The 15,333-nt window shown below is 35.2% G+C and carries 13 protein-coding genes, 1 tRNA gene and 1 pseudogene; 7 read left to right on the plus strand and 8 right to left on the minus strand.

Annotation, left to right across the window (positions count from 1 at the left end; genetic code table 11):
* The first annotated feature begins 74 nt into the window (after window positions 1-74).
* The 4 genes from proA (at window position 75) to Dongsha4_RS14255 (ending at window position 6,516) form a co-directional block, all read left to right on the plus strand.
* The gene (gene proA / locus Dongsha4_RS14240) at window positions 75-1,361 is read left to right on the plus strand and encodes a glutamate-5-semialdehyde dehydrogenase (RefSeq protein ID WP_330203003.1); all 1,287 of its coding nucleotides are present in this window, start codon (window positions 75-77) and stop codon (window positions 1,359-1,361) included.
* A 740-nt stretch (window positions 1,362-2,101) separates the two neighbouring features.
* Window positions 2,102-3,970 carry a biosynthetic-type acetolactate synthase large subunit gene (gene ilvB, locus Dongsha4_RS14245; RefSeq protein ID WP_330203004.1) on the plus strand — a complete coding sequence of 623 codons (1,869 nt, stop codon included), beginning with the start codon at window positions 2,102-2,104 and terminating at the stop codon, window positions 3,968-3,970.
* Between the two features lie 107 nt (window positions 3,971-4,077).
* On the plus strand, window positions 4,078-4,782 hold the full coding sequence (locus tag Dongsha4_RS14250) for an SIMPL domain-containing protein (RefSeq protein ID WP_330203005.1): 705 nt from the start codon (window positions 4,078-4,080) through the stop codon (window positions 4,780-4,782).
* 228 nt (window positions 4,783-5,010) lie between these two features.
* The gene (locus Dongsha4_RS14255) at window positions 5,011-6,516 is read left to right on the plus strand and encodes a dicarboxylate/amino acid:cation symporter (protein WP_330203006.1); all 1,506 of its coding nucleotides are present in this window, start codon (window positions 5,011-5,013) and stop codon (window positions 6,514-6,516) included.
* Between the two features lie 80 nt (window positions 6,517-6,596).
* Here Dongsha4_RS14255 and Dongsha4_RS14260 read toward each other — a convergent pair.
* The 7 genes and pseudogenes from Dongsha4_RS14260 to Dongsha4_RS14290 form a co-directional block, all read right to left on the minus strand.
* Window positions 6,597-6,925, minus strand: a pseudogene (locus tag Dongsha4_RS14260) (transposase); the annotation flags it as partial.
* A 33-nt stretch (window positions 6,926-6,958) separates the two neighbouring features.
* A tRNA-Arg gene (locus Dongsha4_RS14265) sits at window positions 6,959-7,032 on the minus strand.
* A 291-nt stretch (window positions 7,033-7,323) separates the two neighbouring features.
* On the minus strand, window positions 7,324-7,539 hold the full coding sequence (gene rpsR, locus Dongsha4_RS14270) for a 30S ribosomal protein S18 (RefSeq protein WP_330203007.1): 216 nt from the start codon (window positions 7,537-7,539) through the stop codon (window positions 7,324-7,326).
* Between the two features lie 52 nt (window positions 7,540-7,591).
* Complete coding sequence (gene rpmG / locus Dongsha4_RS14275; RefSeq protein ID WP_330203008.1) at window positions 7,592-7,786, minus strand: 50S ribosomal protein L33; 195 nt, start codon at window positions 7,784-7,786, stop codon at window positions 7,592-7,594.
* 190 nt (window positions 7,787-7,976) lie between these two features.
* Window positions 7,977-8,984 carry a methionyl-tRNA formyltransferase gene (gene fmt, locus Dongsha4_RS14280; protein ID WP_330203009.1) on the minus strand — a complete coding sequence of 336 codons (1,008 nt, stop codon included), beginning with the start codon at window positions 8,982-8,984 and terminating at the stop codon, window positions 7,977-7,979.
* A gap of 26 nt (window positions 8,985-9,010) precedes the next feature.
* Complete coding sequence (locus Dongsha4_RS14285; protein WP_015219767.1) at window positions 9,011-9,382, minus strand: phosphomannose isomerase type II C-terminal cupin domain; 372 nt, start codon at window positions 9,380-9,382, stop codon at window positions 9,011-9,013.
* Between the two features lie 187 nt (window positions 9,383-9,569).
* Entirely contained in the window at window positions 9,570-10,445 is an 876-nt protein-coding gene (locus Dongsha4_RS14290) for a mechanosensitive ion channel family protein (RefSeq protein ID WP_330203010.1), read from the minus strand.
* Window positions 10,446-10,913: 468 nt separating this feature from the next.
* Here Dongsha4_RS14290 and hpnI point away from each other — a divergent pair, with 468 nt between their 5' ends.
* Window positions 10,914-12,008 (plus strand): bacteriohopanetetrol glucosamine biosynthesis glycosyltransferase HpnI, encoded by a 1,095-nt coding sequence (hpnI, locus tag Dongsha4_RS14295; protein ID WP_330205449.1) that lies wholly within the window; start codon window positions 10,914-10,916, stop codon window positions 12,006-12,008.
* Between the two features lie 76 nt (window positions 12,009-12,084).
* On the opposite strand, the gene Dongsha4_RS14300 is transcribed toward hpnI, so the two are convergent.
* Entirely contained in the window at window positions 12,085-13,161 is a 1,077-nt protein-coding gene (locus Dongsha4_RS14300) for a RuBisCO accumulation factor 1 (protein ID WP_330203011.1), read from the minus strand.
* A gap of 180 nt (window positions 13,162-13,341) precedes the next feature.
* Here Dongsha4_RS14300 and Dongsha4_RS14305 point away from each other — a divergent pair, with 180 nt between their 5' ends.
* Window positions 13,342-14,334 carry a CsgG/HfaB family protein gene (locus Dongsha4_RS14305; protein ID WP_330203012.1) on the plus strand — a complete coding sequence of 331 codons (993 nt, stop codon included), beginning with the start codon at window positions 13,342-13,344 and terminating at the stop codon, window positions 14,332-14,334.
* 628 nt (window positions 14,335-14,962) lie between these two features.
* Window positions 14,963-15,328 carry a hypothetical protein gene (locus Dongsha4_RS14310; RefSeq protein ID WP_330203013.1) on the plus strand — a complete coding sequence of 122 codons (366 nt, stop codon included), beginning with the start codon at window positions 14,963-14,965 and terminating at the stop codon, window positions 15,326-15,328.
* Window positions 15,329-15,333: the final 5 nt, after the last annotated feature.

The following is a 15,333-nucleotide window of genomic DNA, read 5'->3' on the forward strand; positions in this document are numbered from 1 at the left end:
CTTAAGATAACATGATATTGGGTTATACTTTTTCTTGTTGTTTTTTATCATTTCTTTGCCTCTCTCTGATTTCTATGGATTTATTGACTATTGCGACTCAAGCTAAAACATCCGCTCACCATCTTGCTACTTTATCGGAATCTGCTCGAAATATTGCTTTGAATGCGATCGCATCTGCATTGAGTGAACATCAAGAAGAAATAGTGAAAGCTAATGAAAAAGACTGTAGTTTAGCTGAAAATAATATATCTTCCGCATTATATGCCCGTCTCAAGTTAGGAGAATCAAAATTACAAAGTGCGATCGCTGGTGTTAGAGATGTGGCAAAATTAAGAGATCCTTTAGGCAGTATTTCCCTGAAACGAGAATTAGACCAAAATTTGGTTTTAGAGCGGGTATCTTGTCCTCTAGGGGTCTTAGGAGTAATTTTTGAGGCTCGTCCAGAAGCCTTAATTCAAATTGCTAGTTTAGCCATTAAATCTGGCAACGGGGTTATTCTCAAAGGAGGAAAAGAAGCTCTCCACACCTGCACTGTGTTAACAGAAATTATCCAAAAAGCCTTACAAGAAACAGAAGTTAATCCTTATACAGTGCAACTTTTGACCACTAGAGAAGAAATAAAAGCCCTTTTAGATTTAGATGAATATGTGGATTTAATTATTCCCCGTGGCTCTAACGAATTTGTCCGCTACGTGCAGGAAAATACCAAAATTCCCGTTTTAGGTCATGCTGATGGAATTTGTCATCTATTTATCGATGAATTTGCTGATTTACAAACTGCCGTTAAAATCACTATCGATGCAAAAACTCAATATCCTGCCGCTTGTAACGCCATCGAAACTCTACTAATCCATGAGAAAATCGCACCTCAATTCTTACCTGCCATTGCCCAAGCCTTAGAAGAAAAAGGAGTAAAATTGAAAGGAGATGAAGCCACCAGCAAAATTATTGACTGTGAAAAAGCAGTAGAAGATGATTGGCGGACAGAATATAGTGATTTAATTCTTGCTCTCAAGATTGTAGATAGTATAGAAGATGCGATCGCACATATAAATAAATACGGTTCAAAACACACTGATGGTATTGTAACAGCTAACTTAAATAATGCCGAGAAATTCTTAAATGAAGTGGATTCGGCTGGAGTGTATCATAACTGCTCAACTCGCTTTGCTGACGGTTTCCGCTATGGCTTTGGTGCAGAGGTAGGCATAAGTACCCAAAAAATGCCCCCCAGAGGACCTGTAGGTTTAGAAGGCTTAGTCACATATAAATATAAACTAAGAGGACAAGGACAAATCGCCGCCGATTATAGTGGTATTAATGCGAAACCTTTCACTCATAAGGATTTAGATTTCAATTAGTCATATAAGACAAGACAAAAGGCAAAAGGCAAGAGGTAAAAGGCAAAAGTGTTTAATTAACCTCCCCTAACACTCCCCGGGCAGTTTCAAAGTAGAAAGACAAAAACGCTAAAACTATTGCCAGTAAAAGAATATAGGGTTTTAGAGCTTTTAGGATTAAGAAGTAGTTAAAAATGTTGAGATTATCAATTTATAACCATAAACCATTAAAAACTATTGCAAGAGTGCCTATTCCCTACCTGAGTTCGATGAAAAAAGTATCGAAAAATAAAGTGCCCTCGAGTTATCATCGAGCCAATTTTGGAATAAAAATTTATTAAATTTAGGAAAAACTCATTTACAATCAATTTATTCAGCTTTTTTGTCAATAATTATTACTTTTAACTCCGAACTCCGAACTCCGAACTCAGGTATTCCCTGCCTTAACCAAAAAATTTTAGAATGAAACAGCCCTGCCTAACACTCCCTATACCCTAATACCCCAATACCTTGACATCTGTACCCGAACCCCGTTCACGACTGAAAGGAGTGTATGAGCGTAGCGAACTCCCCGAACTCTCTAAACCTTTTTGTCAGAAAAACTTGATTTATGAGAGCGTATCTTGCATAGTGTAAAGAATTTAACCTAGAATTAATGTTAAATATGTAATCTATGAACAAAAATTAATCTTCTAATCTGTGAGTGAATCTAAAATGAAAGTATAGATACAGTCGCAGATTCGTTGAGAGAAATAAGATATATGGTAATTTCTAACACTACTTCCCCTGTCAATTTGTCGTCTTCTGATGTAGTCCCTATAAAGTGTACAGGGGCTTATGCTTTGATGGATAGTCTTTGCCGTCATGGGGTAAAGCATATTTTTGGTTATCCGGGAGGAGCTATTCTTCCTATTTATGATGAATTATATCGCTTTGAAGCTAAAGGCGAACTGCAACATATCCTTGTTAGACATGAACAAGGGGCGGCCCATGCGGCGGATGGTTATGCTCGTGCCACTGGTAAAGTTGGGGTTTGTTTTGGAACTTCTGGACCTGGAGCAACCAATTTAGTGACTGGTATTGCCACCGCACATATGGACTCTATTCCCATGGTAATTATTACAGGGCAGGTGACAAGAGCCGCTATTGGTTCTGATGCTTTTCAGGAAACTGATATTTATGGTATCACTCTACCTATTGTCAAACATTCTTATGTTGCTCGTAATGCCGCAGATATTCCTTGGATTATTGCTGAGGCTTTCCATATTGCTAGTACAGGCAGACCAGGTCCTGTGTTGGTGGATATTCCCAAAGATGTTGGTTTAGAGGAGTTTTACTATCAACCTGTTAACCCCGGAGAGGTAAAATTACCGGGTTATCGTCCCACTGTCAAGGGAAATCCCCGCCAAATTAGTGCGGCTTTGGATTTGATTAGTGAAGCAAAACAACCCTTACTTTATGTTGGAGGCGGTGCAGTTTTATCTAATGCCCATGCTCAAATTAAGGAATTAGCTGAACTTTTCCAAATTCCTGTAACTACTACTCTAATGGGTTTAGGTGCATTTGATGAACACAATTCTCTTTCTGTGGGAATGTTAGGAATGCACGGCACTGCTTACGCCAATTTTGCGGTAAGTGAGTGTGATTTATTAATTGCCGTTGGTGCGAGATTTGATGATCGAGTAACGGGTAAATTAGATGAATTTGCTTCCCGTGCTAAAGTTATTCATATTGATATTGATCCTGCGGAAGTTGGTAAAAATCGTCGTCCTGATGTGCCTATTGTAGGGGATGTGCGTCAAGTTTTAGAGCAAATGTTGCAACGGGCAAGGGAGTTGGATTTGTCTAACACAGACGGCTTAACCCAAGATTGGTTAAAACGCATTGATAAATGGAAAGAAGATTATCCTTTAGTTGTACCCCATCCAGAAGATGCTCTTTCTCCTCAAGAGGTTATTGTGGAAGTTGGTCGTCAAGCACCTCATGCTTATTATACTACTGATGTGGGTCAACATCAAATGTGGTCAGCACAATTTTTGAAAACAGGTCCTCGCCGTTGGATTTCTAGTGCAGGTTTAGGCACTATGGGTTATGGTTTACCTGCGGCTATGGGGGCTCAAGTTGCTTTAGCAGATGAAGATGTTATCTGTATCAGTGGTGATGCTAGTTTTCAAATGAATTTGCAGGAATTAGCTACTTTAGCTCAATACAACATCAAAGCCAAAACCGTTATTATCAACAATGGTTGGCAGGGCATGGTTCGTCAATGGCAGGAAACTTTTTATGGAGAACGTTATTCTGCTTCTAATATGTCCACAGGAATGCCTAATTTTGAACTCTTAGCTCAGGCTTTTGGGGTTAAGGGTATTACTGTTCGTAATCGTGAGCAGTTAAAAGGTGCGATCGCATCTATGTTGGAACATGATGGTCCTGTGTTACTAGATGTTCATGTTAAGCGGGATGAAAATTGTTATCCAATGGTTGCCCCGGGTAAAAGTAATGCTCAAATGTTAGGTTTACCGAAAAAAGCACCAGAAAAACAACATTTAGAAGTACAAGTTTGTACTAATTGCGGTACTCACAATTCTGGAGAAAGTAATTTTTGCTCTGAATGTGGCACGAAGTTGTAGTTCGGAGTTCGGAGTTCGGAGAGTAGGGAGTGGGGAGAAGAATCTTCATTCACCTAACATCTGAAACCTGACTTCTCTCCTAATCAATTATTCATTATTAATTCTTTATGTTATTTAATCAATCAAAATTACTTCTTACTATTGGTTGTTTTGGTTTACTTTCAATGCAACCAGTTTTAGCACAAGAACAAATGTTAAAAACGATTACTGTTACAGGAGAGGGTATAGAAAGAATACCTACTACCATTGCTAATGTACAGTTGGGGGTTGAAATCCAAGGAGAAAATGCTTCTCAAGTTCAAGAGGAGGTAGCCCAAAAAAGTAATTCTTTAGTAAACCTACTAAAATCTCGTTCTGTACAAAGACTGCAAACTAGCGGTATTCAATTAAGTCCGAATTATAGTTATAACGATAATCAGAGAAAATTAATCGGTTATGTTGCCACCAATCTTGTTAGTTTTGAGTTACCTATCGACAAAGTGGGTGCTGTTTTAGATGAAAGTGTTAAAGTTGGTGCTACTCGTATTGATAATGTTACTCTTACCGCCGAAGAAGATGCGATCGCATCTGCTCAAGAAAAAGCTCTAGTTAAGGCAACAGAATCAGCACAAAAACAGGCTAATGTTATTTTACAGACTCTAAATTTAAACCCTCAAGAAATTATCACCATCAGTGTTAATGGGGCAAATAATCCCAATCCTGTGATAATGCCCAGAATGCGTAGTGCGATGGAAGCTAGTGTGGCAAATACTCCTGTTGTCGGTGGCGAACAAACGGTTTCTGCTTCTGTGACTCTGCAAATTCGTTATTAAGGGTAACAGATTTTCATTGGTGCTAGTGTACAATAAATGGATTTTAGAATAGATAAATTTCACCAAAGTATCAATTCTAAAAGCTCTAAACCTTGATCACATTCAGATCAATTTGAGGAAGCAACATTTTTGTTTTACAACTAAATTATTTTATCTTGAGAGGATGGGAGATGTTACTATATTTACCATAAAATGACTTGAGTCCATCATTCATGTAAAAAAGCCTCAATGAATCAAAAAACATCCATAAATCAATCCCCTTTAAGTTCATTAATCCCCATTCTTATCGGAATTTTTGTCGGCATTTTATTGGGGGGTTTTTTACCTATCTGGGGACAAGAAGTTAAATTTTTAGGAGAATTATTTATTAATGCCTTATTAATGTTGGTTGTGCCTTTGGTTATAACTTCCATGATAGCTAGTATCACTTCTTTAGGCGATATTAGTAAATTAAAAGGTATTGGCTTAAAAACAATTATTTTTTATTTTATAACCACTGGAATAGCTGTAATTTTAGGCTTAGTTTTAGTTAATATCACTCAACCCGGAGTTGCTCAAGATGATGCGGAAAGAGTCTTATTAAGAGGTGGAGAAATTTTAACTGAAGTAGAATATAAAGTTGAAGAAAATGAAGTTTTGCTCTCAGATACAAATTTAAGAAAATCTTTTGATGATCGTTATTTTGTTTCTTTAATTGATCAAGATATTCGGGGAAATATTCTCGAAAAAACTACTATTAATAGTCAAAAAATAATTGTTTCTCAGTGGGAAAATAGTCAAGGAGAAATCGTTTCTCCTCTCAGAAGAGGAAGAGGCATAAAAATAGATTTAACTATTGCTAAAAGAATAGAAGGTAAAGAAAAAAGTTCGATCAAAACAACCCTTGAGCAAGTAGTCACAGATTTACTTCCCCGTAATTTATTTCAATCAATGGTAGAAAATGACGTTTTACCTTTAATCATTTTTTCCCTCGTTTTTGGTGCGATTTTAACTACCTTAGAAGATGGACAAATAGTCATAGATTTTATCTCCGTTTTAAATAAAGCTATCCTAAAAATTGTCGATTTAATTCTTATTTTTGCTCCCATTGGTATTGGTGCATTAATCGCAGGGCGCTTAGGAGATGCAGGGGGATTTGAAGGGTTTGGCAGTGAATTTCTCTCTCTTTGGAAATATTCTAGTACAGTGATACTAGGTCTAGCTTTACACGGATTTTTCATTTTAACCTCTATACTTTACCTTATCACCTCTCGATCGCCCTTTGATTATTTAAGAAAAACATCCCCTGCCTTAATTACAGCTTTTTCCACCTCCTCTAGTTCTGCCACAATTCCTGTCACCCTTGAATGTGCCATCAAAAATAATAAAGTCGATAGTAAAATTGCTGATTTTGTTATACCTCTAGGAGCGACAATTAACATGGATGGTACAGCCCTTTATGAAGCAGTTGCCGCCGTTTTTATTGCCCAAATCTACGGTATAGAATTAAGTCTGGGGCAGTTAATTGTTATTTTCTTGACTGCAACCTTAGCGGCAGTAGGGGCGGCAGGTATTCCCGAAGCAGGACTCGTCACTATGGTAATAGTATTAAAAGCAGTTAATATACCAGTAGAGGGTATTTCCTTAATTCTTGTTATCGACTGGTTTTTAGATCGTTGTCGCACTACAATCAATGTTTGGGGAGATAGTGTTGGTGCGGCTGTTATTAATCACCTTAGTCAAGAGAATGAATGAATTTACTTTTAGCAATTAAAAATTAATTTCTCCCTAAGCCCCTAATCACTAATTCCAAACTAAGATAACCTGAGTTTTGGTTAAGCAGATTGAGGTGAAATCCATTCTAAGGGAAGGTGGGGCTTTTTTGGTTGATGACAATATGCGATTAACCCACATAATATATTGACACAAAAATTTATTAGTAAACGATGACCAGAATGTTATATTTTTGAGCTGATGATTGATTGTTTCGACAATCACTCGTTTTCGAGATAAAAGTTTGTTATGAAGTCTCATTAATTTATTCTTCATATTGCGTCTGGGTTTGGCAAAAAAACTCAATGCCAAAATCTTTCAGTAGCTTTGTGGCTAATTTTTGTGAGACATAGCCTCTATCACCAAAAACTTTTCCCCAAAAATCTTTTAATGTACACTTTTATATTAAAAGGTTTAAATAAGACGAGTACGGAGGGATTTGAACCCCCGACACCCAGAACCGGAATCTGGTGCTCTATCCAACTGAGCTACGCACCCAACTTTAGAAGTAATAATACTATCTAGTTTAGTATTTTAGTATAGCAGTTATCAATGGGTTGTGATATTTTTTATTGTATTTAAAAACATTGAAAAACTCAATCAATAACTCTCCAATAAAAACACTAAACCTCACATTTTTTAAAAGAAGCCTATCTCACAACTCCAATTTAATTGCTATATATCTCCCGTTAATAAAAAAAATAATAACCGTTTGGGAAAAGTTAACGGGAGTCTTTTTTACACGTTAAAGTGATTTAAAATATTAGCGATTAAACCTTCAAATTAAATTTAACCTTCTACGTTTAAGAAAGGTAATAAAGCCAATTGTCTAGCTCTTTTTACAGCATTGGTTAAATCTCTTTGCTGACGAGCGGTTAAGCCAGTGATACGACGAGGAAGCATTTTGCCTCTTTCTGTTACAAATTTATGGAGCAATTCTAAATCTTTATAGTCTATTTTTTGATCTAGAGGAATAGGAGATAATCTTTTACGAAAATAAGCCATAATTTACCTTTAATTTTTTACTTTAATTTTTTGAAAATTGTCCCGAATAAAACTATTTAATTTCTTTGTGAATAGTATGTTTATTGCAATGGGTACAGAATTTTTTAATTTCCATTCTACCAGTAGTATTTCTTCTATTTTTCATGGTAGTATAGCGAGAAACCCCTTTAGAACGTTTGTCAGGGTTGCTACGACACTCTGTACATTCAAGAGTGATGATAATACGGACACCTTTTTTACTTGCCATTTTTTTAGCTTAAGTTACTATGGGAGTAATTTTATACACAATCTACTATTATCTTATATTGACCCCTTTTTTGACAAGCCCCCGATTAAATAATCCAAGGCAAACCCACACTAAAAATCCTCAAAGAAAAATAACTCGGTGCAAAACGAAATTCTTTTATAACTTTCACGGCTCTAAAAATGTTATATCTCTAACTAGCTTCAGAAATTAAACTCTCTCCAACCTCTAACCTTGTCCCATTTATAAAATTCCATGCTGACTGTAACTTTTTCCCTGCTAACTGTACTTCCAATATCAGCAATAAACCGTTTCCAGTTTGCACCACAAAACCGAAATTTTTAATAGTTTTTACAATTTCCCCAACATTGCCAGAAATTTCATTGATACCTTGTAGGTAATTAGGAAGTTTTTGAAATTGAGGTGGTAATTCTAAATTTTCAATTTCTCCTAAAGGTAAACTTTGAGTTATCTTCAGATTTTGTTCTCGGAATGTTGTTAGGCAATTAGGATAAAATCCACGAATTTGATTATGAATTTCTAAAGCAGATTTAGACCAATCAATAATATAGTCTTCTTTGGTTATTAATCTAGCATAAGTTGCTTTTTTCTCATTCTGAGGAATAGGAGTAAGTTGTCTTAAGCTGATTTTCTCCAACGTTTCTAACAATAAATCAGCCCCTTGATTTGCTAGTTGAACAGAAAGATCATTTAAATTAGTAAATAAATTAATGGGGGTAGAAGATTTTAATAGCATATCTCCTGTATCCATACCCTCATTCATTAACATCGTGGTGATACCAGTTTCCTTCTTCCCATGAAAGAGACTCCATTGAATAGGTGCCGCACCTCTATATTCAGGCAAAATTGAACCATGAACATTGATACAACCGAATTTTGGTATTCTTAATATCTCCGAGGAAAGAATTTGTCCATAAGCAACAACTACAAAAACATCTGCATGACTATCTTTTAGTCGTTGTAAAGTTTCTTGGTCTTTTTTGATTCTTGATGGTTGCCATATTGGTAAATTATTTTTTAACGCCACTTGTTTCACAGGAGAGGGAATCATTTTACTTCCTCTACCCCTTTTTTTATCTGGTTGGGTTACAACGGCAATAATTTCGTGATTTTCTGTAGTAATTAATTTTTCTAAAGTAGTAACTGCAAATTCAGGTGTCCCAAAAAAAACAATACGCATTCTTTCTAAATATATAAATTATGTGATCATTCTTCATCAGGAAAACGAATTATATCATCATCCCCTAAATATTCCCCATTTTGAATTTCAATCATTACTAGAGGCACAACCCCGGGATTTTCAACTCTATGACGGGTATTCATGGGGACATAGGTTGATTGTTTGGGCAGTAAAAGTTGTTCTTTGCCATTAAAGGTTACTTTCGCTGTTCCTGCCACTACAACCCAATGTTCACTACGATGATAGTGAAGTTGAGTGCTGATATGATGTCCTGGTTTAACTGTAATTTTGTTAATACGGTAATTTTTACCTTGTTCTAAAACCGCAACCATTCCCCAAGGGGGAGTTCTAATATTTGCTGATGATGCAGATTCGGGAAAATTAGAATTAATACTCATGATTTATCTAACTTGGTTGAATATGACTCGTAGTCAAATCAAAAAGAAAAAGCCCCTGAGAGTCTTGCCATGTTTCGACCTCAAGGACTTTTACTTATTTCACTCCTCACCTACTGTTAATTATATCCTATTTTTTCTGAATAGTTGTAAAAAAAGTTACCTTTTTTAAAAAAACTCTGAATTCAAATTAACTTGACGGCTTAGTAATTGCACCATTTACCACATAATGATGTTCTGGTACGGGATAACCTGCTTCCCCGAAAGTTTCACGAATCACTTTATTTGTGTCAAAGTAAACTTGCCAATAATTATCATTGCTACAGTATGGGCGTACTGCTAACACTGGACCAGCAAAATTAAATTCTAAAATCTCGACATCTGGTTGAGGTTCTGTAATTACATTAGGAATTTGACTTAATTTATCTTTGAGAAGTGCGATCGCTTCTTGATGATTAACACTATGATTTAATTGGGCGACTAAATCAACTCGACGATAAGGATTAGCAGAATAATTTTGGATGTTATCGGAGAAAATTTTATTGTTACCTACCACTGTCTTTACATTATCGGGAGTGTTAATGGTTGTGACGAATAATCCGATTTCTTCTACTGTGCCTGTTACTCCTCCTGCTGAAATAAAATCACCTACAGCGAAGGGGGTAAAAATAATTAAAAATACCCCTGCGGCGAAATTAGCTAAAAGTCCCCCCCAAGCCGCACCGATGGCAATACCCGCCGCCGCCAACAAAGCGGCAAAAGAAGTGGTTTCGATACCAAAATATCCTAAAATAGCGACCACTAACACTATTTTTAGGGCAACGATGAGAAAATTCGTTAAATAACTGATGAGAGTTAAATCAATTTGTTGTCTTTTCAAGACTCTGGATAATAGTTTAACCCCTTTGTTGATTAACCATTGTCCAATAATCCAAAGTGCGATCGCACCTACTAACTTTATACCAAAGTTAGCCAGTTGTTCTTTAATAGTTTGTAGGAAAACATTAACCCTTTCGACTTGAATTTCATCGATGGGTAATTGAGAAAAAAAAAGCCCTAACAACATAATTTTGAGAGAAATGCTGATGATAATTATTTTAATGGGTTAATTATAATCTTAAAAATTCCATGAAGAGATTAAATAAAATTTAAGATTTATTAAATTACAGCAACACTTTGTGGATTAGGCTAAAACTGATTGAACTTAACATTGCAGGGCAATCGCATACTAATTTTTGGTCAACGAAGTCATAATACTTTGAACGATCACTAATGATAAAATGCTAGTAATTTTCTCAATAAAACCTGCTTTTTTGACTCTTATTGCGAAAATAATGGAGTATGCGTTCGCCCTGCTTAACATTGTGTTTTCATTGAAAATGGAGTCAATTGGCAGTACAATGGGGGGAATTAAATCCTCAAGAAAACATCAGTAAACTTCTTTAGAGTTAATTTTATCACTGTTGCCTTTTGCCCTTTTATAATTCTCTATCATGATTGTTAATGTTTTTTTTTACCTCTAATCTTAGGTGCGATCGCGTTTTATGTATATAGTATCTATGGGGTAAAAAGTTTTTTTGAGGAGGAAATAGATATAAATGAAAGTTTCTTCCCAGCCATTTCCATACTTAAGCCCTTATGTGGTTTAGAAGATAATTTAAAAGAAAATTTAACCTCTTTTATTCAACAAAATTACCCTCAATATCAGATTATTTTTTGTGTTAGAGATGTTAATGATCCCGTTATCATTTTAGTACAGGAATTAATCGCTTCTTTTCCAGAAAAAGATTTAAAATTAATAGTGTGCGATCGCATCTTTGGCTATAATTATAAAGCTAGTAATTTAGCCAACGGCTTACCCCATTGTGACTACGATTTTATTTTAATTGCAGATAGTGATATAGAAGTTAAACCAGACTATTTAAAAACCGTTATTCAACCTTTTCAAGAAAAAAAAATAGCCGTTGTTACCTGTCTCTATGAATCTATTGGTAATCACCTTGTTTCTATTTTAGAATCTTTAAATATGAGTGGTAATTTCATCCCCAGAGTTATAACCGCAAAAAAATTAGAAGGGGTGAAATTTGCTTTTGGCTCAACGATTATAATTAGAAAAAAAGTTTTAGAAGAAATTGGTAATTTTGATCAATTAATTAATAATATTGCCGATGATTTTTTATTGGGAAATCTCCCGACAAAATTAGGTTATCAAGTTAAATTAGTCAACTATATAGTTACGCACCATGTAGGAAAAGAAACATTTAGCAACTATTTAACAAGGCAAACGCGCTGGTTAAAGTGTATTCGAGTTCAGCGTTTTTGGGGTTATATAGGAATGATTTTCACTCAAGGAATTGCCACAAGCACTATATTTTTTTGTATAAGCAACTTTAAATTTTCCGCATTTTTACTATTAATAATAACTTATTTTTTGAGATTGAATTTAGCCTATCAAGTAGGAATAAAATATTTAAAAAATTCAACCTGTCATCAATATTTAGGGTTAACTATACTTGTTGATTTTATTAACTTATATATATGGATAAAAGCATTATTTGGTAATCAAATTAAATGGCGTGACAACGAATTTATTGTTAACAAAGATGGAGAATTAAGCGAACGATGCTAATTAATATTTAATCACCTTCTCGCCTTTTAAGGGGAGACATAGAGGGGTTTATCCCTTGCCCTTTAATTGCTAATTATTAATCATCCATTTGCCAAGGTTGAGTTAAATTACCTTCATCAAGAATTTTTTTCGGTCTTAATATAACTAATAACTGACCTAATATTTGTTGTTGAGGAGAAGAATTAAACCACTTAAAAATTAAATTATCATCCTCTTGTGTTAAAAAATAATGATTTGCATTCCATTCCGTCACAGCTAAATCAACCACTATTAATAATTCTTCTGACTTATTTTGAGTTTCTTTCGGTAAATCTTTGCCCTGACAAAAAATTACAACAGGTTTTTTCGCCTTCAGAATTACTTGCCAACTAGGAATTGTTACCACCGAAACACTATTTTGCACCTCCACAACTCCAAAAGGTTCGATCGCATCTAAAATAGGAACATGATCTAAATCTCTAACTCTCAAAGGAAATCTCCCCGCCACTGGTAAAATACAAGGTAACTCCTCATCACTTTCCAAACGATACATTGGTAATAACGGAGCATTTTGTTGAGGAGTCTGGGCAATATCCGTTAATAAACTCTCAATTTGTTGCCTAGCAGTAGCAGACTGAGCATATTTTAACCCTTCTGCAATCAAACGGGCTTTATCCGCCAAAGTTTTTTTCTGACGAGCATTTTTCCAATATTGATACGCCACCGCATCTCCCGGATTAAGAGTAAAACCACTAGGAGGTTGACTTAAGTGAGAAAACTCCTTCATTGCCTTCGCAATTTCTTTTGCCCCATCTACATCCAGACATTTTTCTCGGATTAACTTTGCCGCCGATAATCTCTCTTGATGATTCAAAATTCTTAACTCATATAATACATCAGAACGAGGACCTCGATAATACTCTAATAAATCCTCTCCTGCTTCTTGTTGTCTTAAACTCTCAAAAACTTTACTTGCAACAATAACTAAGTTTTGATGACTATTTTGTAATCCCGTTTGTTCAAATATTTCCTGATTACTAACCCCATTGTCATGTAATTTCTGACAGCCTTTACCCCAATCTACCCAACATCCCTCCTTATGTAGCAATGATCTTATTATTTCTTCCTTTTCTGCCGCAGTCAAATTTTGTTGAAGATTATTATTCTCTGTCATAGATTTTTTATTTAGACAATAAACAATTGAAAACCCTAATGATTATTAATTTGAGCAAGGTTTTTTTCAATGCTAACTAATTAATTTTATCCTGAATTAGACAAAAAATAAGCATATTAGTATAAAGATGTTGTATTTTGTTATCAGTTGTTTGAAAAAGTAATATATAAATAAGGAGCTATGAAAAAACATTTTTGCCCTAAAAACTTTTCCTTTCTGTTGATAGGCATATTATCTGCCTTTGCTATAGAAACTAACATTAACGTAGTTAAAGCAAACCCTTCCCCGTCAATTATTGCCCAAACCACTAATGATGAAAAAATTAGAATAGCAGTCTTGGACTTTGACTATAGTGCTGTTAGTAACCCTACTTGGTTAAGCTATTTTAATGGCGGAGCAAAAGGTGTTAGCGATATGATAGTTAACCAACTGGTAGAAACAGGAAAATATCGAGTTATCGAAAGAAGTCGCTTAGACGCAATTCTCGCAGAACAAAACTTAGGGGCAAGTGGTAGAGTAGATGCAAGTACTGCCGCCGAAATCGGACGCTTACTAGGAGTTGAAATGGTGGTAATAGGTTCAGTTACCCAATTTGATATTGAAAAAAGAGGTTCTAACTTTGGTTTATTTGGGGTAAGTGTGGGTAATGAAAGTTCTGAAGCCTATGTAACCCTTAATTCTCGTATTGTTAACACCAATACTGGGGAAATCTTAATGACTGCTGAAGGTAAAGGAGTTGCGAACCAATCCGATGATAATGTCAGAGTTTTCACTATTGGCGGAGGAACAAATACCAGCAATGAAACAAAGTTACTAACTGTTGCTACTCAAGAAGCAGTAAAAGGTATCGTTTCTAAAATGTCGGAAAACGAAGCTAAATTAGCGGCAGTGCCAAAAGTTTTACCAAATGTCGATGCGGTGGTTGCTGATGTGAGTGGGGGAACTGTTGTTTTAAATAAAGGCTCTCAAGATGGCTACCGCACAGGAATGAAAGTTTCTATAGAAAGAGTCGGTAAAGAAATTAAGGACCCAGAAACGGGGAAAGTTATTCGTCGCTTAACCACTGCTATAGGTGTTGTTGAATTATATGATGTTGATACTTCTTCTAGTTTAGGGAAAATTATTTCAGGGAATGGTTTTCAAGTGGGAGATGTTGCCACCCCAAAAGAATAAATAGCAAGGGGCAAACTCCTCTATGTCTCCTCTTAAAAGAAACCCCTCGTTATCCCTAGGGCTGTTTCAATGTAAGCTGTTTAAAATCTTGAGGTGTTAGGGTATTAGGGGATTAGGGGATTAGGGTGATTTTTAGTTTACAGATTTTAAGTAATAAGAAAAAATCTTGAAACAATCAATTAATCATTTTAAATTATCAAAACTCATTACTTATTACTCGTTACTCATTACTCCCTCTTAACCAAAAATTTTAGAATGAAACATCCCTACCTCGAAAGGGAGGGAGGGCAAAAGTGTTTAATTAACACAAAACCTAACACCTCAATCCCCCAACAACCCGACACCTACCCTTATCCGATATTCTTAAACCGAACTTGGGCTAATTAAGGTGTGCCTTCACTCCGAAGATATTATGAAGAATCATAAGCGATGCAGAAGTTATCATCTCTTGTTTAACTGCGTTAACTTTTTGTTATGTTCAATCCCTTATATCATAGTGTGTTTAGCTTTATTGTCCTGCCTCAGATTATCAAGTTTAATATTGTCTAGTCTTTCCCTTTTGTTTAATTTTTTAATTCACATCAGACGTATAATAAAAATTCTAATTAAAATTTAATTATTTGCTATTATGTGGTTTTTTCATTGGGAAATTAATATTGCTATTATTACTGGTAGTTTTTTATGGTGTTTAGCATTATATCTTGGATTTGCTCAATTAAGAGAAATGGTAATTGATGGTTTATATCGTTGGTTTAATTTTGCTGAACGTTTCCTCTATACTTCCGAGGCAGAATTTGAAAGGACTCGTAAAGGTAGGGAATCTCAAAATGCTTTTTTAGCTTCTTTGATGAGTGTTATTCCTTTTCTTATTTTGGGACTTTTATGTAATTGGTTAGTGGAGATAGGTTTAGGACAAAATTGGTCAATTAGTGTGGGAATTTTAGCAGTTATTTGTTGTGCTGTTTACGATTTAGGAAGACGGGATTCTAATTAGTTAAT

This window comes from Cyanobacterium sp. Dongsha4 (assembly GCF_036345015.1).
Classification (GTDB): Bacteria; Cyanobacteriota; Cyanobacteriia; order Cyanobacteriales; family Cyanobacteriaceae; genus PCC-10605.

What these genes read in the sequence shown, in the direction of transcription:
- rpmG (WP_330203008.1), bottom strand. Translation starts at nt 7,786, where the DNA reads ATGGCAAGTAAAAAAGGTGTCCGTATTATCATCACTCTTGAATGTACA.
- Dongsha4_RS14290 (WP_330203010.1), bottom strand. Translation starts at nt 10,445, where the DNA reads ATGTTGTTAGGGCTTTTTTTTTCTCAATTACCCATCGATGAAATTCAA.
- Dongsha4_RS14300 (WP_330203011.1), bottom strand. Translation starts at nt 13,161, where the DNA reads ATGACAGAGAATAATAATCTTCAACAAAATTTGACTGCGGCAGAAAAG.
- fmt (WP_330203009.1), bottom strand. Translation starts at nt 8,984, where the DNA reads ATGCGTATTGTTTTTTTTGGGACACCTGAATTTGCAGTTACTACTTTA.
- Dongsha4_RS14250 (WP_330203005.1), top strand. Translation starts at nt 4,078, where the DNA reads ATGTTATTTAATCAATCAAAATTACTTCTTACTATTGGTTGTTTTGGT.
- rpsR (WP_330203007.1), bottom strand. Translation starts at nt 7,539, where the DNA reads ATGGCTTATTTTCGTAAAAGATTATCTCCTATTCCTCTAGATCAAAAA.
- proA (WP_330203003.1), top strand. Translation starts at nt 75, where the DNA reads ATGGATTTATTGACTATTGCGACTCAAGCTAAAACATCCGCTCACCAT.
- Dongsha4_RS14305 (WP_330203012.1), top strand. Translation starts at nt 13,342, where the DNA reads ATGAAAAAACATTTTTGCCCTAAAAACTTTTCCTTTCTGTTGATAGGC.
- Dongsha4_RS14255 (WP_330203006.1), top strand. Translation starts at nt 5,011, where the DNA reads ATGAATCAAAAAACATCCATAAATCAATCCCCTTTAAGTTCATTAATC.
- ilvB (WP_330203004.1), top strand. Translation starts at nt 2,102, where the DNA reads ATGGTAATTTCTAACACTACTTCCCCTGTCAATTTGTCGTCTTCTGAT.
- Dongsha4_RS14310 (WP_330203013.1), top strand. Translation starts at nt 14,963, where the DNA reads ATGTGGTTTTTTCATTGGGAAATTAATATTGCTATTATTACTGGTAGT.
- Dongsha4_RS14285 (WP_015219767.1), bottom strand. Translation starts at nt 9,382, where the DNA reads ATGAGTATTAATTCTAATTTTCCCGAATCTGCATCATCAGCAAATATT.